Source organism: Plantactinospora sp. B5E13, from assembly GCF_039871775.1.
Lineage (GTDB): Bacteria > Actinomycetota > Actinomycetes > Mycobacteriales > Micromonosporaceae > Plantactinospora.
Map to the genome: position 1 here is coordinate 1 of NZ_JBDPLT010000041.1, position 19,008 is coordinate 19,008.

General features: G+C 68.9%; 19 protein-coding genes. 6 read left to right on the plus strand and 13 right to left on the minus strand.

Going from position 1 to position 19,008, the window contains the following annotated elements; translation table 11 throughout:
- The coding region (locus ABGB05_RS27830; protein ID WP_347656875.1) for an endonuclease/exonuclease/phosphatase family protein at nucleotides 1-669 on the plus strand (669 nt) is incomplete at its 5' end.
- Nucleotides 670-679: 10 nt separating this feature from the next.
- Here ABGB05_RS27830 and ABGB05_RS27835 read toward each other — a convergent pair.
- A complete protein-coding gene (locus ABGB05_RS27835) occupies nucleotides 680-1,564 on the minus strand; it encodes an AraC family transcriptional regulator (RefSeq protein ID WP_347656940.1) in 885 nt (294 codons plus the stop codon).
- Nucleotides 1,565-1,705: 141 nt separating this feature from the next.
- Here ABGB05_RS27835 and ABGB05_RS27840 point away from each other — a divergent pair, with 141 nt between their 5' ends.
- A complete protein-coding gene (locus tag ABGB05_RS27840; protein ID WP_347656876.1) occupies nucleotides 1,706-2,362 on the plus strand; it encodes a class I SAM-dependent methyltransferase in 657 nt (218 codons plus the stop codon).
- Between the two features lie 136 nt (nucleotides 2,363-2,498).
- On the opposite strand, the gene ABGB05_RS27845 is transcribed toward ABGB05_RS27840, so the two are convergent.
- Nucleotides 2,499-4,442: an ABC transporter ATP-binding protein gene (locus ABGB05_RS27845; protein ID WP_347656877.1), complete on the minus strand. Its 1,944-nt coding sequence runs from the start codon at nucleotides 4,440-4,442 to the stop codon at nucleotides 2,499-2,501.
- A 291-nt stretch (nucleotides 4,443-4,733) separates the two neighbouring features.
- On the opposite strand from ABGB05_RS27845, the gene ABGB05_RS27850 reads away from it, so the two are divergent.
- Nucleotides 4,734-4,859, plus strand: a complete 126-nt coding sequence (locus ABGB05_RS27850) for a hypothetical protein (protein WP_347656878.1) — start codon at nucleotides 4,734-4,736, stop codon at nucleotides 4,857-4,859.
- 16 nt (nucleotides 4,860-4,875) lie between these two features.
- On the opposite strand, the gene ABGB05_RS27855 is transcribed toward ABGB05_RS27850, so the two are convergent.
- Nucleotides 4,876-5,877: a tyrosine-type recombinase/integrase gene (locus tag ABGB05_RS27855; RefSeq protein WP_347656879.1), complete on the minus strand. Its 1,002-nt coding sequence runs from the start codon at nucleotides 5,875-5,877 to the stop codon at nucleotides 4,876-4,878.
- A 175-nt stretch (nucleotides 5,878-6,052) separates the two neighbouring features.
- On the opposite strand from ABGB05_RS27855, the gene ABGB05_RS27860 reads away from it, so the two are divergent.
- A complete protein-coding gene (locus tag ABGB05_RS27860; RefSeq protein ID WP_347656880.1) occupies nucleotides 6,053-6,712 on the plus strand; it encodes a hypothetical protein in 660 nt (219 codons plus the stop codon).
- A 106-nt stretch (nucleotides 6,713-6,818) separates the two neighbouring features.
- Here the strand turns inward: ABGB05_RS27860 and ABGB05_RS27865 are convergent, their stop codons facing one another.
- The 8 genes from ABGB05_RS27865 to ABGB05_RS27900 form a co-directional block, all read right to left on the minus strand.
- On the minus strand, nucleotides 6,819-7,547 hold the full coding sequence (locus ABGB05_RS27865; RefSeq protein ID WP_347656881.1) for a class I SAM-dependent methyltransferase: 729 nt from the start codon (nucleotides 7,545-7,547) through the stop codon (nucleotides 6,819-6,821).
- A gap of 213 nt (nucleotides 7,548-7,760) precedes the next feature.
- Nucleotides 7,761-8,387, minus strand: coding sequence for a hypothetical protein (locus ABGB05_RS27870; RefSeq protein ID WP_347656882.1), 627 nt, complete (start codon nucleotides 8,385-8,387; stop codon nucleotides 7,761-7,763).
- 11 nt (nucleotides 8,388-8,398) lie between these two features.
- A complete protein-coding gene (locus ABGB05_RS27875) occupies nucleotides 8,399-10,072 on the minus strand; it encodes a hypothetical protein (RefSeq protein WP_347656883.1) in 1,674 nt (557 codons plus the stop codon).
- Between the two features lie 457 nt (nucleotides 10,073-10,529).
- Nucleotides 10,530-10,919, minus strand: a complete 390-nt coding sequence (locus tag ABGB05_RS27880) for a MerR family transcriptional regulator (protein ID WP_347656884.1) — start codon at nucleotides 10,917-10,919, stop codon at nucleotides 10,530-10,532.
- A 23-nt stretch (nucleotides 10,920-10,942) separates the two neighbouring features.
- Complete coding sequence (locus ABGB05_RS27885) at nucleotides 10,943-12,448, minus strand: SulP family inorganic anion transporter (RefSeq protein ID WP_347656885.1); 1,506 nt, start codon at nucleotides 12,446-12,448, stop codon at nucleotides 10,943-10,945.
- A 1,173-nt stretch (nucleotides 12,449-13,621) separates the two neighbouring features.
- Nucleotides 13,622-14,533: an NADP-dependent oxidoreductase gene (locus tag ABGB05_RS27890; protein ID WP_347656886.1), complete on the minus strand. Its 912-nt coding sequence runs from the start codon at nucleotides 14,531-14,533 to the stop codon at nucleotides 13,622-13,624.
- Nucleotides 14,534-14,558: 25 nt separating this feature from the next.
- Entirely contained in the window at nucleotides 14,559-14,738 is a 180-nt protein-coding gene (locus ABGB05_RS27895) for a hypothetical protein (RefSeq protein ID WP_347656887.1), read from the minus strand.
- Nucleotides 14,735-15,256, minus strand: coding sequence for a MarR family transcriptional regulator (locus tag ABGB05_RS27900; protein ID WP_347656888.1), 522 nt, complete (start codon nucleotides 15,254-15,256; stop codon nucleotides 14,735-14,737). The genes ABGB05_RS27895 and ABGB05_RS27900 overlap by 4 nt, the downstream gene beginning before the upstream one ends.
- 83 nt (nucleotides 15,257-15,339) lie before the next feature.
- Here ABGB05_RS27900 and ABGB05_RS27905 point away from each other — a divergent pair, with 83 nt between their 5' ends.
- Nucleotides 15,340-16,842, plus strand: coding sequence for an MDR family MFS transporter (locus ABGB05_RS27905; protein WP_347656889.1), 1,503 nt, complete (start codon nucleotides 15,340-15,342; stop codon nucleotides 16,840-16,842).
- 216 nt (nucleotides 16,843-17,058) lie between these two features.
- Here ABGB05_RS27905 and ABGB05_RS27910 read toward each other — a convergent pair whose 3' ends face one another.
- Nucleotides 17,059-17,844 carry a class I SAM-dependent methyltransferase gene (locus ABGB05_RS27910; protein ID WP_347656890.1) on the minus strand — a complete coding sequence of 262 codons (786 nt, stop codon included), beginning with the start codon at nucleotides 17,842-17,844 and terminating at the stop codon, nucleotides 17,059-17,061.
- Between the two features lie 48 nt (nucleotides 17,845-17,892).
- Here ABGB05_RS27910 and ABGB05_RS27915 point away from each other — a divergent pair, with 48 nt between their 5' ends.
- Complete coding sequence (locus ABGB05_RS27915; RefSeq protein ID WP_347656891.1) at nucleotides 17,893-18,450, plus strand: XRE family transcriptional regulator; 558 nt, start codon at nucleotides 17,893-17,895, stop codon at nucleotides 18,448-18,450.
- A 12-nt stretch (nucleotides 18,451-18,462) separates the two neighbouring features.
- Here the strand turns inward: ABGB05_RS27915 and cpt are convergent, their stop codons facing one another.
- Entirely contained in the window at nucleotides 18,463-18,978 is a 516-nt protein-coding gene (gene cpt, locus ABGB05_RS27920) for a chloramphenicol phosphotransferase CPT (RefSeq protein WP_347656892.1), read from the minus strand.
- Between the last annotated feature and the right edge of the window lie 30 nt (nucleotides 18,979-19,008).

Below are 19,008 nucleotides of genomic sequence, written 5' to 3' on the forward strand. Positions count from 1 at the left end.
CTGCAGGAAGTCGACCGCGACCAGGCCCGCAGCAACCACCTCGACCTCCCCGCCCTCGCCGCCCACGCCCACGACGCCCCCGCCCACCGAGTCGCCGCCGCCGACGTCGGCACCCCCGGCGAACAGTTCCGCCCCCACCCCCACGACGACGACGGACACGGCGAACCCCTCTACGGCGTCGGCCTCATCAGCCGCTACCCCGTCCGGTCCTGGCAGGTCATCCGACTCACCGCCCTACCCGTACGCTCACCCGTCAACGTCCCCGGCCCCGGCGGCGGCATCGTCCTGCTCCGCGACGAACCCCGCGTCGTCCTCGCCGCCGAACTCGCCACCCCCCCCGGACCCGTCACCGCCGCCGCCACCCACCTCTCCTTCGTACCCGGCTGGAACATCCGACAACTCCGCCAGGTCGTCCGCGCCCTACGCACCCTGCCCCCACCCCGCATCCTCCTCGGCGACCTCAACCTCCCCGCCAGCCTCGCCACCCTCGTCTCCGGCTGGCGATCCCTCGCCCACCGCCCCACCTACCCCGCCACCCAACCCCGCGTCCAACTCGACCACATCCTCGCCGACCCCCGCGACAGCCACCCCCTGCCCGCCGTCACCGCCATCACCACCCCCGCCGCCACCATCTCCGACCACCGCCCCCTCGTCGTCGACCTCGCCTGACACCAGAGGCTCAGCACGCGGGAGGGACAGCGTCACGCCACCGGGCCGGAGTCACCCCGTGTTCCGCCCGGAAGCGTCTGATGAAGTAGCTGACATCGGGATAACCGACCCGGCGACTGACCGCCGCCACGGTCAGCCCGGTCTCCGTGAGCAGCAGGCGCGCCTGCCGCATCCGGCGCTGCGCGATCCACTGCTGCACCGTCCGGCCGGTCTTCCGGCGTACCACCGTGGTCAGGTGACCGGCGGTCAGCGCGAGTTCGGCGGCCACGTCAGCCAGCGAGATCGGTTCGCGGTAGCGCCGCTCGATGGTGTCGAAAACGGCCGCGAGCAGCGGCTCGTCCGCCGACCGGAACTGGTCGGCGACGCCGGCCGACAACCGCGCGGCGGCCACGAGCAACAGGGTCAGGTGCGCGAGGGCGGCCTCCCGGTGGCCGTCGCGACGGGCCCGCAACTCGGCGTCGAGCACGGCGAACCGCTCATCCCAGCCCGGCCGGTCCGCCAGCGGGATGCGCAACCGCTGCGCCCGGTCGGTACCCCGGGCGAACGGAAACAACAACGGGTGCGTCCGCCACGACGAGTACGGCCCCGACATCCCCGGCCGCACGACGTCGACCGGAAACCACACCACCCAACCGTCCGCGACGACCTCCCCATGCGAATCACCGAACGAGACGACCTGCCCCGGCGCGACGACGAACAGATCCCCGTCGCTCACCGTCCACGTCCGCCGGTCGATCAACACCCTCCCGGCAGCGTGCCGCGCGTAGAAAAGCACCAGGAAGTCATGCGCGTGCGCACCACCAGCGGCAGGACCCACCACCGGCGCGTCCTCGGGAACCCGGGCCACCGCGACCGGGACGATCCCGGGCACATGGCCGAAGCCGACGACCGGCACACCCCGCCCGGTCACCCCGACCGAACGGGACACCGGCACCAAACTTCGTCTCATCCCACCCACAGATCCGCCATTGTCCAGCCCCTCGACGTCCACGAGGCTCAGAGTACGACCCAATTTCATCCGATCTCGGAGCGTGACATGACCAGACGAATCGACAGCCCCGAACAGCACTACATACCCGGCATGGGCAAACACTGGCTGCTGCCCCTCTACGACCCGTTCTCCCGGCTCGCCCGCGTCGGACGCGTCCACCGGCAACTCCTCGACCGGGCGGACCTCCGACCAGGCCAGCGCACCCTCGAAATCGGCTGCGGCACCGGCAACCTGCTACAGGCCCTCGGACGCCGCCACCCCGACATCGACGCGCTGGGCATCGACCCGGACCCGGCGGCACTGCGCCGCGCCCGCCGCAAAGCGACCCGGGCCGGCCTGCCGATCCGGTACGAACGCGCCTTCGCCAGCGAACTACCCCTGCCCGACAGCACCGTCGACCGGGTACTGTCCGCGTTCATGCTGCACCACCTCGCCGAGACCGAACGGGCCCGGGCCCTGCACGAAGTCAGCCGGGTACTGCGTCCCGGCGGTCAACTGCACGTGGTGGACATCGACGGCACACCCAGCGGACGGAACGCGAACCGGCCCCACCGCCACCCGCGCTTCGACATCCTCCCCGAACAGGTACCCGCCACGCTGGCCGACGCCGGCCTGACCCACGCCACCGAGAACGGTCGCAGCAGGCAATGGTTCGGCGGCCTCGCCTTCTACCGCGCCGAAGCCCCGGCCACACAACCCTGAGAGGCCCGGGACCCCCCGAACGGCTAGCCTTCTGCGGCAGCGCTCCCCAGCGTGTACCGGGACGCCCAAGCCGTCGGCGGCCATTCCGGTACACGATCCGTTCGGTCAGCCGCAATCGGCGCAGCGGTCAGCGCCCTCAGCGGGTGCCTGGGTCAACAGCACCAGGGGCATCCGCCACAACGTGGACCTGCCCCCCATCCTGATCAACGGCCGTACCGAGGAAACCACCAGACTGCCGCGACCACAGGTCCGCGTAGATCCCGCCTCGTTCCAGCAGTTCGGCATGGGTGCCCTGCTCCGCGATCCGGCCACTGTCGAGGACCACGATCCGGTCCATGCGGGCGATGGTAGACAGCCGGTGCGCGATAGCGATCACGGTACGGCTGGTCATCACCTCGCCGAGCGTGTCGTGGATGGCGGTCTCCGCCTCGGAATCGAGCGCGGACGTCGCCTCGTCCAGGACCAGGATCGGCGCGCTGCGGTAGAACGCCCGGGCCAACGCGATCCGCTGCCGCTGGCCGCCCGACAGGTGCACACCGCGCTCCCCGACATGTGCGTCCAGGCCGGTCCGGTCATCCGCGTCCCTCAGCACGGCAACGAATCCGTCGGCGGATGCCCGGCGCAGCGCCACCTCGATCTGTGCGTCGTCGGCTGAACCGGGACCAGCGATGTTCTCGCGAATCGAGCGGTGCAGCAGCGTCGCGTCCTGGGTAACCATGGCGATCTGGCCGCGCAGGCTCTCCTGCGTCACGTCCCTGATGTCGGTGCCGTCGATCATGATCGTGCCGGACTCCGCGTCGTGAAACCGCAGGAGTAGGCCAACCAACGTGGACTTACCCGCCCCAGACCGGCCGACGAGGCCGACCCGCTCACCGGCCGCGACGTCGAGGTTCAGCCGGTCGAGCCCGCCAACACCGCGGCCATAATGATGGCTGACCTGTGAAAAGCTGATGGCTCCGCCGCGTACCCGCAGCCGGGCTGCCCCCGGTTTGTCAGCGACCGCGAGCGGTTGCGCGACGGTCCGCAGGGCCCTCCGGAGCGCGCCGACGGACCCGAACAGCGACGACACGGCGTCCAGCAGCCACTCCGCCATCGCGGTGATCCGGAAACTGAGCGCCAACGCGGCCGCGACCAGACCTATCGGCGCGACCTCGGCACGCCAGAGGGCGACCCCGTATCCGACGAGTCCGACAAGCAGCGCGCTGCCGAACGCCATCATGGCGCTGTTGATCGTCACCTCGACCCGCTGCAGGTCCAGGTGTGCCCGTCTGGCCCGCGCAAACACCCCGACGTCATGCGCGGTGCGGGTCTCCTGACCGCCGAGCAGCGCGAGCGTGTCGACGTTCGCGTACGAGTCGACAAGCAGGCCGGTCAGCGCGGACTCCGCGTCCTGCAGGCGTTCCGACGCGCGCCGGTAGCGCGGCACCGCCCACCGCATGAGCAGCGCGTACGCCAGGATCCAGGTGCCGAGCGGCAGCAGCAGACGCACGTCGATCGTGGACATCAACCACACCGAGCCGGCAATGTAGGCGATCACGAACACCAACGTGTGAATCACCGCATACGCGGCGGTGCTGGCAGCATCGCCACCGTCGCGGACCCAGGTGGCGATGCGTCCGGCAAGGTCGTCGCGGAACCAACCGACGGACTGCCGGGACACGTGCCGGTGTGCCCGCCAGCGGGCGAGCGGGCGGGCGTTGGCCCGGAACGCGATGTCGTCCAGCGCCTCGCTGGCCAGGTTCACCAGCGGTCTGACCAGCAGCACAAACACGGCCACCGTGAGCAGCTCGGCGCCATGGCCGGCCCAGAAAGTGTCCGGGCTTGTGGCGGCGAGCGTGTCGACCAGGCGGCCCGCGTACCCGATGAGCCACACCTCGATCGCGGCGCACAGGATCGTGGTGGCGACGGCAGCCGCTACGACCGGCCGTAGCGGCCGGAACTCCCGCAGGAGGAACTTCCGGACACTGGCCGCCGGAGTGGAGTTGGTGCCGGTGGGGAAGGGGTCAACAGGGTTTTCGAACAGACGTAACACGAAGTGCCTCTCCGGCGGTGGAGACAGACAAGGGACCGGGACAACCACCGGACGTCCTCATAATCAATCTCCTCTTCGTGTCGTACGGGCGAAAGCTCTCCCCGCGAGGCTAGGGGAACTCGTGCGGCGCTGCCTCCGATTTCACGGCCGGCGCACGACATGTGACCCGACACGGCAGCATCAACGACAGCGAATCTCAAGTGGAGGGTCAGCGTCTGCCACGCCAGATCCCGCTCGCCCAGTTTGTCGGGGTGGGGCGCCCCGGCGGCACCAGGGCACTGGCTACCATCCCGCACGCGGCACGACGCACCCCCGACGCCGTCCCCGGCGGAGGTGACCATGAACCAGCCCACCCGTACCGCCCCCCGTCGACGTCGGCGCCGGGTCGCGGTCAACGGCGACCTGGTCGGCGTCATCACCGCCGACCGGCGCACCCTCGTCATCGCCATCTCCCGGACCAACTGACACCCACACCGGGCCGTCAGTCCCCGCCCGCCGCCACCAACCGGCCCAACGCCCGGTTGGTGCGGTTCGCCCGCACCGCCGCCCGCTGCTGCGCCGCCGTCACCTCGATGTAGTTCTGGCTCGTCGCCAGACTCGCGTGCCCCAACAACCGCATGATCTCCGACGCGCTCGCCCCGTCCTCGGCCAACCGGGTCGCGAACGTGTGCCGCAACGCGTGCAACTGTGCACCCCGCGGCACCCGGTCCAGGATGCCCGCCCGCCGGTAACACGACCGCACCAGATACTGCAGACCACCACGCCGCAACGGATCCCCGTACCGGTCCACCAGCAGCACCGAGTCCGGACGCACCGTACGCGACCCGAACCGTCGACACCGGCTGTCCAGATAGGACGCCAACACCGCGTCGAGCTCCGGCTCGATCGGAATCGTCCGGGCCCGACCACCCTTACCTGCCACGTCCACCCGCCGCTCACCGGCCCGCCCGGCCAACGAACCCACCCGCAACGCCAACATCTCCGCCAGCCGCAGTCCGGCGCAGAGCGCCAACGCCACCACCGCCAGATCCCGCTCCGGCCACGGATCACGCTGCCGTCCGTCCGGCCGGACCAGCGCGTCGAGCAGATCCTCCGGGGTGCGCTCGCCGCGCAGTGGCTTCGGCGGCGGGGGAGGGACGACCGGCTTGTCGACCGCGGGCATCGGATTACCCGGTACGACGCCGTCGGCGACCAGGAACCCGAAGAAACCGTTCCAGGTGGACCAGGCCCGGTGTACGGAGGCGGCGGCCCGGCCGGCCGCGAACCGGGCGAAGGCCGACCGCAGGGAACGGGGCGTCAGCGCGTCGAGGGGCAGGGTGGCCAGGGGGAGGGGAGTGGTGGGGTCCTCGGCGACCAGTCGCGCGATGGCCAGCAGATCCCGCCGGTACGCGGCCAGGGTGTGCGGGGAGGGCTTGCGGGTGGCCCGGGAGGTCAGGAACTCCTCAACGAGGGGGAGTAGCAAGAAGTCCTTTTTGTCATGCATAACGAATATTATGCATGATTTGCGGATCAGGGCCAGTACCAAGATCCTTATTGTCCGGTTGTCGTGCCCCGGCCAGGGCCAGAACCGACCCAGCCGACTGGCACCCTCACGCGGGGGAGCCGCCGCACCCGTGCTCGACTGCCGCAAGCGGGATCAGGAGCGAGATGATGTCGGCGTGACCTGGGATGAGCTGACTCGAACGGGACTGGAGTACGCGCTGAACGAGGCTGAGGTGGTAGGGCTGCGTCCGACCTCGTCCGACTCGGTGTGCGAACTGCTGCTGCATGTCCGGGCACAGCCCGAGGAGGCGGCCAGGGACCACGATCCACGCAGGTTGCTCCGCCTGCGGCGGGTGACGCGGATCCGGGTGCTTCTGCGTGAAGAGCGGCAGGACGGGTACGGCCCGGCCATCCCGATGAGCAGTCTGAACGATGTCGAGTCGTTCTTCGCGTCGCTCGGCGGTTGGGAGTCGATGTACGGCTGGGAGTTCCTCGACCGCCCCTCGCGTACCGACGACTGGCCGCACGAGCCGAGCCTCACCGTCGACGTTCGATCGGGTCACGCGCCGCACTCGCTGTTCTGGTTCACCGAGTGCTGGAGGCCCGGTGACGGCGCGCGCTACTGCATCGAGGGCACCGTCGACTTCGACGACCTCGAGGTCGCCTACGCCGACGGCACGGTGGAACCTCTCGCCCGGTTCATCGCCGAGGGGCGGCGCTGGTGGGAGCTACTGTTCGGCCGCAACGGGCGGCCGCCGGAGGTGCAGACGACATCGACAGAAGCCCCGTCCTGGCGCAAACCCGGACTGGGCAGCACCTACCTGGACGGGCGGTGAGCTGATCCTCGATCGTGCGAAGGCCATCCGGTGCGCGCTGTTCCTCCCGGGAGGGTGCCACCCCGGTCGCGGGCCGGCTGGATCCGGCATCGCGTCTGGCGCCGTTTCAGGTGGAGCGTTCGGTGATGAACACGAACTCTCGACCCGGGCGGTCGGGTGCCTCCCGTACGTCGAGGACCCGGTAGCCGTTGGCAGCCAGGCTCGATTCGACCTCGTCGCGGCCGCGGAACCGGAGGGTCGAGTCCGAGGTGACGACCGCGCCGTCGGTCAGGAACCGGTAGGTGTAGCGGAACGAGACGAACGGGAGGCTGACGTCGGTGACCTCGAGGCGCCGTTCCACCGGCCCGATGCCGGGGATGTCGCGAGTGACCGGGTCGACGTCCGCCGCCCACTGCTCCCAGTCCCGATGCTCCGGACGTCGGGATTCGAAGACGAGGTGGCCGTTCGGGCGAAGGGCGTCGTGGACGCCGTGGAGGGCCTGAGTCCAGTCGTTGTCGGTAAGGAAGACCTGGGCCACGTTCCCGGTCATCGTCGCCAGGTCGGCATCGAGTGCCGGCAGTGTCGTGGCGTCGCCGTGGATCCAGCGGATCCGTCCCGCTGGATCCTTCTGCTTCGCGACCTCGAGTGATGCTTCGGCCGGGTCGACGCCCACGACGTCGTGGCCGCGTCCGGCGAGCAGGACCGCCAGGGATCCTGTCCCGCAGCCGACGTCGAGCACGAGGCCCGCGGTCAACTCGCCGGCGATCGCGAGGTAGGCGGCCAGGTCGTCGCGGTCTCCGTCGAAGGCGTCGTAGACACGTGCGAGGCGAGGGTGGGCGAAGATCGCATCGGGCATCCGCCGACCATATCCACCGGCAGGGGCTCCCGGTACGGCTTCACCACGTCGAGGTTGACATAATGTTCATTATCGACCTAACGCCAGGTCGTGATCACCCCGCCGCGTCGCCTCGCCGAGCAGGACGTAGGTGTTGCTGCTCATCCGGGGATCTGGGCCAGGGCCTGGTCGAGATCCGCCCACACCCTGGACAGCCGTTGACGAAGGCCGAGGCTAGAGTTCGGCGGCGATGGCATCCATCGACGCAGTGAACGCCTCGATCGCCTGGGTGCGGTATTGCGTTTGCTTGTCGCCACTCACGTCGGTGGTGATGTAGTCGAACTGCGCGATCACCGCGATGTCGTCCATCATGGCCTCGAAGCGGAAGTTGTACTGGTAGCCGTGAATACCGTCCTTGCAGGGCTTGCTCGCGCACGGTAACTCGTCGGTCAGCGGATCCGCCTGATCGAGGGTGAGAAGCTTCTGCACCGTCTCGGGGGTGTACTCCGGGTACCGCACCTGCTGGAGCTGCGTCTCGGTGAGAATGCCGTAATTGAACTCGGCTCGGCCGAAGGCAGGGGCCTTGGCGGCTACGTCGTAGTATTCGCCGACCGGCTCGATATCGCAGAGTGGTGCGTTGGTCGCCCATCCTGTCGGTTTGTTGAACTTGGCGGTGTATTGGATGGTCCCGTCGGCTGGCAGCTTCACCGCATCTTCCAGCGCGTCGCAGACCGCGCCGTAGTCGGCTTCCCCGGCCTGGGCACTGGACTCCGGCGCGGATGGGGGCGCTGACCCGCCATTGCTGGGGTCTGCTGGCGAGTCGCAGCCCGCCAGCAGAAGCACGACGACGACGCCGGCCACAACTCGTCTCATCACCTGGTCGCCTCCGTCTCGTACTCCGGCCCGCCTGTGTCGTCGCCACCCGGGGTGGTGTCGGTGACAAAGGGGGGCGCACCCGGGATGTGCACCTCCCAGCCGCTGCGGTCGGTGTCCTCCGCCCAGTCGTCGGCGTGGTCCGGAGCGGGACCCTCGTCCCAGTCCCGCATGATGGAGTTGTAGGCGGCCTGGCGCTCCGCGTCCGTCGACGCGTAGGACTGGGCCGCCGCCTTGATCTGCTCGCCCGCAGCATAGAGGCGTCCGCAGGCGGTCCTCAAATACCCTTGGTACTCCACGACCAAGGCCTTGACCTTCGGGTCGGCGTAGCCTTCGGAACCGTCCTCGGTGGCCAATGACGCGTCGGCCGCTTGGACGTCGCCGATCTTCGGGATGAGCTGGTCCTCGTAGATCTCGGCGCATTCGAAGCAGGTGTCGGCGAGTTCCAGGACGGTCGGGATGTCGACGTGGAATCCCTCCTGGCTGCCGTTGCCGGTGGCGGTGTTCTCGGTCAGGTCGTACAGCTCCAGGTTGAAGCTGTCGATCCCGAAGATGGCGTCACGGAGGCTGTGGATGCCGTTGTTGTAGTCGTTCTCTCGAGAGAAGAGGTCGTTGGACTGCTCGTCGAGGTTGTCCCAGAGGGCGGTCATCACCGCCTCGAGCTCGTGTGCGTACTCGGTGTGTTTGGTTTCCGGTGCGAAATTCTGTCCGACGATGCCGGTGAGGATGACACTCGCGCCGACGGCCCCCACGATTGGGAACCAGCCGCCGCTGATGGTGAGGGCCGTGCCCATGCCCTGGAAGGTCTGCCATACCGGGTTGAGATCGGTGGTGACCTGGTGGGTTTCGTCGAGTGCCTTGCTGGCGTCGCCGAGGATTCTCAGTGAGCCGGAGCGCATTTCCTGGATGATGGTGCCTCGGGCGCTGTAGAGGTTGTGGATGCCCCCGGCGATCTTGGCCTGGTTGTTGAGGGTCGGTTCGATCGAGGCGAAGAAGCCGTCTTTGAGGGTGTCGGCGGCCAGCCCGGTCCAAGCGGTGTACCAGCCCGCATTCTGGCCGTTCGCGCCGATGAGCTTGTCGACCTTGTTCGTCAGGTCGGCGTTGCTCGACGGGCTGAAAGTGGCATGGGACTTGGGGGCGGCCCGCAGGCCCAGGGCACCGCCGATCGTGAGGATCGCCTGCTGCGCATCCTCGATCGCGCGCTGGTCATGCGCGTCGAACTTGGGCAGCTTGTTGAGGACGGCGCTGCCTTCGCCGTAGGCCCAGTACTCGACGCTCTGCATGACCGAGTTCATGCCGCAGTAGATCTCGTTCGGCGTGGGCACCTCGTTGCCGCTGCGATCGTACGTGGTGGGCGGTGGGTAGCCCATCTCCGGGCTGAAGGTGCGCCCCGGGCAGGAGGGCACCTCGCCTTCCTGGTCCCCCTCTGCCCAGGTGATGACTTCACATGAGCCCCAGATGAGGTGGACCTGGTTGATCGGGTCCCAGTAGTCCCAGATGTCTTCCCCGTAGGGAGCGTGGTAGCGGCGGAACGCCGTCTTGAATGTGTCGTTCCGGCGGATAGCTGTTGCGACCTCTTTGCGCCAACGTTTCGTCAGGGCCTTGCGGAAGGCGTTCACCTCGGCTTCGAGGGTGGAGTAGAAGTTCGTGTCGTAGATGATGTCGCCGGACATGTAGGCCTCCCCCAGGCTTCGGAGCCGACTCGAGTTCGAGCCGGTCGGCGACGCCCGCCGGCGAAGATCGTCCTCGGTCGTCCGGAAGAGCGCGCGACACTCGCACTGCACCGATACGCAGCGAGAGTAGCCGATCCGATCAAGTATGCGACTGCCTCGATCGGTCGGCCGAGTGGGTCGCGGAGGTGGGGCGTGGTGTGTTCGGTGGAAGGTGCGCGAGTTCAGGCTTGATGGGGGTCTGAGTCTCTGTGGACGGTCGGCGGCCGGGGATGACCGTGGCGATCGGGTCGGTTTCTTCTGGTCAGGCGCCAGGTGAGGACCTGTCCGCCTCTCCCCTCGCCCGACGTCGGATCGTTCGGGTCGGTCCTGTCGCACGACATGTCGGGGACGAGAGGTTCTGACTGGAGCAGGCTCGCCTGCCTGGGTCGGTGAGCGAGGGCCCCGGCTGGGCGACGGCCTACCGGTGCTGGTCGATCTGTTCCTGCATCTGCTGGGCGAACTGTTCGGCCATCGTGAGTTGTTCGCGCAAGGTGGTGACGCGGTTGACGGCGGCGGTGTGGAATGTGGCGAGACGGTCCTGCAGCGCTGCCCGCTCGCTGCCGTCCGAGACGGAGAGCGCGTCGAGGATCTCGAGGAGGTCGCGCATCTCCTCCAGGGTGAAGCCGAGGGGTTTCATGCGTTTGATGACCCGGAGCCGGTCGAGGTCGGGTTCGGTATAGAGCCGGAACCCGCCCTCGCTGCGTGCGGACGGTACGACGAGGCCGGCTTCCTCGTAGTGGCGGATGGTGCGGATGCTGAGTCCGACACGGTCTGCGGCTTCGCCGATCTGCATGCGCCCTGCGGTCATCGGGTCAGTGTGCCCGGTGTCCATCAGTGTCCGGCGCCGAGCTTGCCGGCGAGGTTGCTGTGGAAGCGGGCGCTGGCCTCGTTCAGGCCGGTGATCTCGACGCGTTTGCCGCGGGATTCGTACTTTGTGTTGATCGCGTCGAGAGCGGCGACGGAGGACGCGTCCCAGATGTGCGCGGCGCTCATGTCGATGATCACGTGGTCGGGGTCGCCGGTGTAGTCGAACTGGTAGACCAGGTCGTTGCTGGAGGCGAAGAACAGTTCGCCGTGTACGTGGTAGACGCGGGTGCTGCCGTCGGGGTCGAGCACGCTGGTGACCTGGGCGAAGTGTGCGACCCGGCGGGCGAAGATCACCATCGCGGCGAGTACGCCGAGTACGACGCCGACGGCCAGGTTGTGGGTGGCCAGGGTGGCTGCGACGGTGACGACCATGACGGTGATCTCGCCGGCGGGCATGCGTCTGAGGGTGGCCGGGGCGATGCTGTGCCAGTCGAACGTGCTCACCGACACGATGATCATCACGGCCACGAGGGCCGCCATCGGGATCAGGGCGACGACGTCGCCGAGCGCGACCACGAGGATGAGCAGGAACACTCCGGCGAGGAAGGTCGAGAGGCGGGTGCGGGCGCCGGACGCCTTTACGTTGATCATGGTCTGTCCGATCATGGCGCAGCCGCCCATGCCACCGAAGAAGCCGGTGACGATGTTCGCGACGCCCTGGCCCCAGGACTCGCGGGTCTTGTCGGAGTGGGTGTCGGTGATGTCGTCGACGAGCTTGGCGGTCATCAGCGACTCCAGCAGCCCGACCAGCGCGATCGCGAGGGCGTACGGTGCGATGGTGGTGAGTGTGTCGAAGGTGAACGGCACGTCGGGCAACCCGGGTACGGGCAGGCTGTCCGGCAGGGTGCCCTCGTCGCCGACGGTCGGCACCGCGACGTGCGTGATCACGGTGAACGCGGTGAGCGCGACGATCGCGATCAGCGGCGCCGGCACCGCCGTGGTGACCTTCGGCAGGAACACGATGATTGCCAGTGCGACGGCCACGAGTGGGTAGACCAGCCACGGGACGTCGATCAGGTGCGTCAACTGGGCGGTGAAGATCAGGATCGCGAGGGCGTTGACGAAGCCGACCATGACGCTACGTGGGATGAACCGCATCAGTTTCGCCACTCCCAGCAGGGCGAGTGCCACCTGGAAGACGCCGCCGAGCACGACCGCGGCGACCAGGTACCCGAGGCCGTGTTCCTTGGCCAGGGGCGCGACGACCAGGGCGACCGCGCCGGTCGCGGCGCTGATCATCGCCGGGCGGCCACCGGTGAAGGCGATGGTCACGGCCATGGTGAACGAGGCGAAGAGGCCGACCCGGGGGTCGACGCCGGCGAGGATGGAGAACGAGATCGCCTCGGGGATCAGCGCGAGGGCGACTACCAGGCCGGCCAGGACCTCGGTCCGTAGCACCCGTGGCGACCGTAGCCACTCTGGCCGTGACCATCCGGACGCGCGCTTCGCTGCTGTCACCTGTTCAGACATCAAATCTCATTTCCGCTCAAGCGCACGCGCCGCGGCACGCCAGGGAGGCCACGCCGTCAGCGGGGCCGCGCGACCTGACCATCGAGGGGTTCCGTCCGGACGTGGGCAGAACCTCGATCACCGCATGGCGGGCTTCACTGCCGGCCGGTCTTGTCGCTGTCGAGGGGCCCGTGACGCCACGTCCCTGGCAGCACCGAGAACCCTACCCTGACGTGAGGGTAGGGTTCTCGGTGCTGGTGCCGTGGTGATCATCACCAGGTGGCGGCGACCGTCCGGGAACGCGGCCGGGCAACAATGCGCCGGCCGGGCGGCCCTGGTCCTAGCGTCGACGCCACGGGGGTCGGGGAAGAACGGTACGGGAATTGACGGCGCGTCTGCGGCTGCGCGGGACCCGTCCGGGGCCGTAGGTGGACCGGTGGTGCCGGTGGGGTTCCGGTCCGGCGATCACGGTGGGGCGTACGGACGGTTTGCGGGTGACACCGACCAGAGGTTGATGGAGAAACCGGGGTCGGGGAGGCCGTGAACGGTCGGTGACATCGAAGACGATCCGGTGCTCACCTCTGGTGGCGTGCGGTGGGTGAACTCCCCCGCACCCGTCCCACCGGGGACGGAGTCTGCCGTCGACGCTCATGAAGCGGCCGGAATGGCAGGGCGGGACGGGCAGGGGCGAGCGGCTGTGCCGCGGCGCCCAGGGCAATGCGGTATGAGGACGTGAAGACATGATCTCTCTGTCTGCAGATCTGACGGAAGGCACGGGTAACAGAGCCGACGGCGATGCCGGCGACCGGTGTGCGGAAAGGTGTCAGGTTCAGAGAGCAGGCGGTGTCATGCGGGAGAGTCCTCACCTCGGGTGCAGGTCACGGTAGGTGATGCCGCTCCCCCGGGTCTACCCGTTTGTGGGCCGGGCGCGGTGCCGGGGCGCGTTTCTCCCGCACCGGGGTCAGGCGAGCCTGTTCATGCCTGTTCGTGGCGGCCTGGATCCTCAGCCAGGTCGGGTCGCTCTCGGAGTCCTCGGTGAGCGTTTCCAGGTCGCCCGTCGGATCGGTCGACCTCCGCGGCCCAGGAAGAGTCTGTGATGACCTTCTCCAGGAGCCGCAGGAAGATCGACAGCGTCTCCGGTCCCCTGTCCCCCACCGGCGATCTTGGGCGGGTTGGGGGCGTCGTACTGCCCTGTCACGACACCGTGAGTACGACCTTGCCTCGTGCGTGTCCTGTTTGTACTGCGCGGTGGGCCTTGTCCGCCTGGCTGAGCGGGAACGTCGCGTGGATCGGGATGTGTAGCCGCCCTTCCGCGTAGAGGGTGACGAGTTCGCGCAACGCGGCGGTGGATCGACCGCCGAGGCGGAGGATGCCGTGTTCGTTCACTGCTTGGGCGTCGACGAGGGTGCCGATGCGTTGCCGGTCCGGTACCAGGGCCAAGGAGGCGGCGATGGCCTCACCGCCGACGGCGTCGAGTACGGCGTCGACGCCGTCGGCGGTGAGTAGTCGGATCCGGTCGACGAGCCCGGGGCCGTAGGTGACTGGTGTCGCGCCGAGCGAGCGGAGGTAGTCGTGGTTGTGGTGGCTGGCGGTGCCGATGACGGTGGCGCCGCTGAGGCGGGCGAGCTGTGTGGCCACGGTGCCGACGCCACCTGCGGCGGCGTGGATGAGTACGGTGTCGCCCGGGCGGACCCCGAGTTGGTGGAGTGCGGTGTGGGCGGTCTGGCCGACCGCGGGTAGGCCGGCGGCGACCGTCCACGGCATGCTGGCGGGCTTGTGGACGGTGTCGGCGGCGTCGACCAGCACGTATTCGGCGTAGCCTTGGGCCGTTGTCGAGCCGAGTACCTCGTCGCCGACGGTGAGTCCGGCTACTCCGTCGCCGACCTGGTCGACGATGCCGGCGTATTCGTTGCCAAGGCGTTGTGGGAAGTCGACGGGCATGGTGGCGGCAAAGTCGCCCCGGCGTAGTTTGACGTCGACGGGGTTGACGCCGGCGGCCTTCACTCGGATGCGGAGCTGCCCGGTGCCGGGTGTGGGTGGTTCGATGTCGATCGGGTGTAGTACCTCGGGGTCGCCGTAGGCGGAGAAGGCGATCGCCATGGGCATGGGGGTGCTCCTCGGACGTTGTGGGTCAGGCGGGGTACGGCTGGGCGGTGCGGGCGGCGAGTAGTGCCTGGCCCCACCAGGTGCGGTGTCGCAGTAGGGTGTCGGCGACGTCCGGGGTGTGTTCACCGAACCGGCCGGTGCGGGTGCTGGCGATGATTGCCGCGACGCGCAGGGGTGGCTGGCTGCCGTGTTGTTCGGTGTTCACGTCTGGTTTCCTTCTGGGGCGCCGGTGTGTGTCGGTTCGGGGGTCGGCTGCGGTGCCGAGAGGGTGCGGCGGATGTCGGCCAGCGCCTGGGCGAGGTTGTCGCGCTGCTGTTTGTCGAGTCCGCCGAAGGTGCGGTGTTCCAGTTCGGTCCAGATGTCGCGTACCTGTGGGCAGAGTTGTCGTCCTTTGCTGGTCAGGGCGACGACGGCTGTTCGTCGGTCGGTGCGGGACTGGGTGCGTGTGATCAGGTCGGCGCGTTCCATCGCCTGCAGGGTGTTGGTGACGGTGGATCTGTCGCGGCCGAGGAAGTGGACGATGTCGGTTTGCGCTGTCCGTCCCCTCTCCTGGAGGAACAGCAGTACCAGTTCCTGCGGTGCGACCAGGTTGATGCGTTGCAGCATCGTGGTCGCGAGTGTGGCGTGTGCCCGGACGACCTGGAGTAGCAGCGAACTCAGCGGCGCCTCGGACACGCTCACCCCGGCGTGTGGGGCGCGGCCTCTGTCGTCTGTCTCGGTCATGGGCACAGCGTAACCAGAATGTTGGCATGCCAGCAAATGGGCGCTACCGTTGGCATACCAACGGATTGGGGTGTGAGCGGTACATGGGCGGGCACGGTGTGACGGAGCAGGAGCCGCGGCGGCGAGCGGCAGGCGACGCGGAGGCCGGCCACGAGCCACCGGACGGAGGGTCCACGCCACCGGAACGGCTGGATCCGGCACTGCTCAAGATCGCCGGAGTGGTGCTTGTCGGGGCGGTGGCCGCGCTGCTCGACACCACGATCATCAGCGTCGCGCTGAATCAGCTCGGCGAGGCGTTCGGTGTCCCCGTCTCCACGGTGCAGTGGGTCTCCACTGCTTACCTACTCGCGATGGCGTTGGTCATCCCGCTCACCGGGTGGTGTGTCGACCGCTTCGGCGCCAGGGTGACCTGGCTGTGGGTGCTGGCGGTTTTTCTCGCCGGCTCGGTGCTCTGCGGCGCCGCCTGGTCGGCAGGCAGCTTGATCACCTTTCGGGTGGTGCAGGGGCTCGGCGCCGGCATGATCCTGCCGCTGACCCAGATCATCCTGGCGCAGGCCGCCGGCGGGCGCGGGTTCGGCCGGGTCATGGCTCTGGTCGCCGTACCGGGAAACCTGATCCCCATCGTCGGGCCGGTACTCGGTGGCGTTGTCCTCAACGTCGTGTCGTGGCGTTGGATCTTCCTGATCAACGTGCCCGTCTGCCTGCTCGCCATCGTGCTGGCCAGGCGGGCGCTCCCCACCACACCCGGGCACGGCCGCCAACGACTCGACGTGCTCGGTCTCGCCCTGCTCGCGCCGGCCGTGCCGGCGATGATCTACGGCCTGTCCCAGGTGGGCGGGAGTTCAGCCCTCACCGCCGCCGGTGTGGTCGTACCGGTCGTTATCGGTTTCGTCCTGCTCGCGGCGTTTACCACCTATGCCCTTCGTGTGACCCGGACGCCGGTTATCGACCTACGCCTGTTCAGGTACCGCTCGTTCAGTGCCTCGGCGGCGTTGCTGTTCCTGTCCGGTGCGGCGCTCTACGGTCCCCTGTTCCTGCTCCCCCTCTACTACCAGCAGGTTCGCGGGTTCGACGCCTTCACCACAGGTCTTGTACTCGCGCCCCAGGGTGTCGGCACCGCCCTCGCTCTGGCTGTCATCGGTCCGCTGGCCGACCGGATCGGCGCCAGGCCACTGGTGCTGGCGGGGGCGCTGGTCACCGCGCTCGGCACACTTGCGTACACCCAGGTGGCGTCCGGGCCGGACGACGTTCTCCTCGCCGTCGCGCTGGTGCTGCGCGGGGTGGGCCTGGGCGCGGTGGGGATTCCGGTGATGGCGGCGGCCTACCAGCAGTTGCCACACTCCGCGATCGCCCATGGGACCAGTGCGATGAACATCCTCCAGCGTCTCGGTGCCTCCTTCGGCACCGCGGTTATCGCGGTGATTCTGCAGCAGCGGCTCGACGAGCATGGCATCGGCGACGTGACCGCTGGCGTCCGCCCGGAGTCGTTTGTCGGCGCCTTCTGGTGGACCGTCGGGTCGGCCGTACTCATCCTGCCGCTCGCCCTGCTTCTGCCTGGACGGGAACGGGCAGTGATGCGTCGGTGAATAGGCGTGGGGCGTGACCGTCCCGGGCGGCCTCGTCGCTTGGCTGCCCGGCGGGCGGGAATCTCCTGGTCCCGCGAGGTTGCGATGCCCTGGGGGCGTCGTGACCCGCTGGTCTGGACGGGCGTGGGGGTTGCCGCCGCTGTCGCCGTGGCGGTCGGGCTTGCTGGCAGGGGCGGTGGCCTCGGTGGCCGGGGCGGGCCGAGGTCCGGCGAGCGGTCAGCGGCGGGCCAGCCAGATGGTGCGTTCGGTGCGGACGCTGAGGTCGTCGCGGTCGGCGAGGCCGTTGACGACCGTGTCCAGGGCGGTGAGGTCGGCCGGGGTGAGCCGCTCCGCGAGGCTGTGCCGCATCCGGGTGAGGGCGACCTCGGCGTACCGGGTGGCGGCGGCGGGCAGCGGCGGTCGGAGGTGGATGTCGACGTGTCGTTCGGTGACCGAGGTGAAGCCGGTGTGCTTCATCCGGTCGCCCCAGTTCTCGTGCATGTGCAGGCCGGCCTCGTGGCGGCGGTTCGCCGCTTCGGTATGGCCGCGCAACTCGACGTCCTCGTCCGGGGTGCCGGCGAGGAAACGGGGGAACGAGTCCAGTTCGGCGATGACCAGGAGTCCGCCGGGCCGTAGCGCGGCGTGCGCGGAGGCGAGGGCGGTGGCGGGGTCGGCCATGTGGTGCATCGAGGCGGCGGCCCAGATGACGTCGGTGGGTCCGAGGTCGGGCCAGGGTTGGTCGAGGTCGGCTTCGAGGATACGGATCCGGTCCCCCAGGCCGGCGGCGTCGGCCCGGTCGCGGAGGTGGGTGAGCATCTCCGGGGAGATGTCGACGGCGGTGATGGTGGCGTCGGGCAGGTGCCGGGCGAGGGCGAGGGAGCCGGTGCCGCTGCCGGCGCCGAGGTCGACGATGTGGGGCCGGTCGGGGGCTTCGCGGCCGACCCAGCTGATCAGGTCGTGGAGGTGGTCGTGCAGGACCTCGGCGTCCAGGTCGAGCAGTTCGATCATGTGGTCGTGTGCCATGGCGGCAACGGTAGCCGGGTGTTGCTCTATTGGCATAGCATCTTGCGCATGAAGCAAGACGATGATCTGGAGGCTCTGGTCCGGCAGCGGATCCGTGGCCTGCGGATCGCCCGCGGCTGGTCGCTGGACGAGCTGGCCCGCCGCTGCCTGATCAGCCCCTCCACGCTCAGCCGGATCGAAACCGGGCACCGGCGGATCGCCCTGGACCAGATGGTGACGATCGCCCGGGTGCTCGGGACCACGCTCGACCAGCTGGTCGAGTCCGACGCCGACGCCGACGTGGTGATCCGTCCGCACTGCAACGAGCAGCGCGGCGTCACCACCTGGTTGCTGTCCCGGGACAGCAACCAGACCGTCGCCAAGCTGCGGATCACCCGTACGGTGCCGGAGGAGCTGCGGGTGCACCCGGGGCGCGACTGGTTCACCGTGCTCTCCGGCACGGTCGAGCTGCGGCTCGGTGAGCGGACGATCCTGGTCGGTACGAACGAGGCGGCCGAGTTCTCGACCATGGTCCCGCACGCGTTCGGCGCCCACGACGGCCCCGCCGAAATCCTCTGCATCCTCGACCACGAGGGCGAACGCAGCCACCTGGGTCCGGAGCGCTGAGCGGGTGACCGGTCAGCTCACGTGGGCGGCGATGACCCGGGCGCAGTCCAGCGATTCGGTGTGGCTGGTGTCGACCTCGACGTCGTAGGTGACCCCCTGGTGCACGATGTCGGCCTGGCCGGCCGCCATGCCGACGACCCGGTCACCTCGGGCGATCTCCCGGGCCGCCGCGATCTCCGGGTCACAGCGGACCCCGACCCACAAGACGGTGAGGCCGGCCAGGTGCCGGCGGAGCCGCTCCTGGGAGGCGCCGCCGCCGAGAAAGACGTCGTCGATGATGACGTACGCCCCGGCTCTCGCCATCGCGGCGACGCCGGCGGTCCAGGCGTGCTGGACGGCACCGAAGCCCTCGCCGAGGATGACCTCGCCGTGCGGCCCGAAGGTGACCATCGCCGGTGGCAGTCGGTCGACGAGGTCATCGACGCCGAGGTTGATCCACGGGTTCGGCAGCAGGTGTTTGAGGCAGCGGACGATGCCCGACTTGCCCGAACTGGAACCGCCGTTGAACACGATGATCTGCGTTGACATGTGAGCTGTTCGCCTCCCGCCGGCATGGTG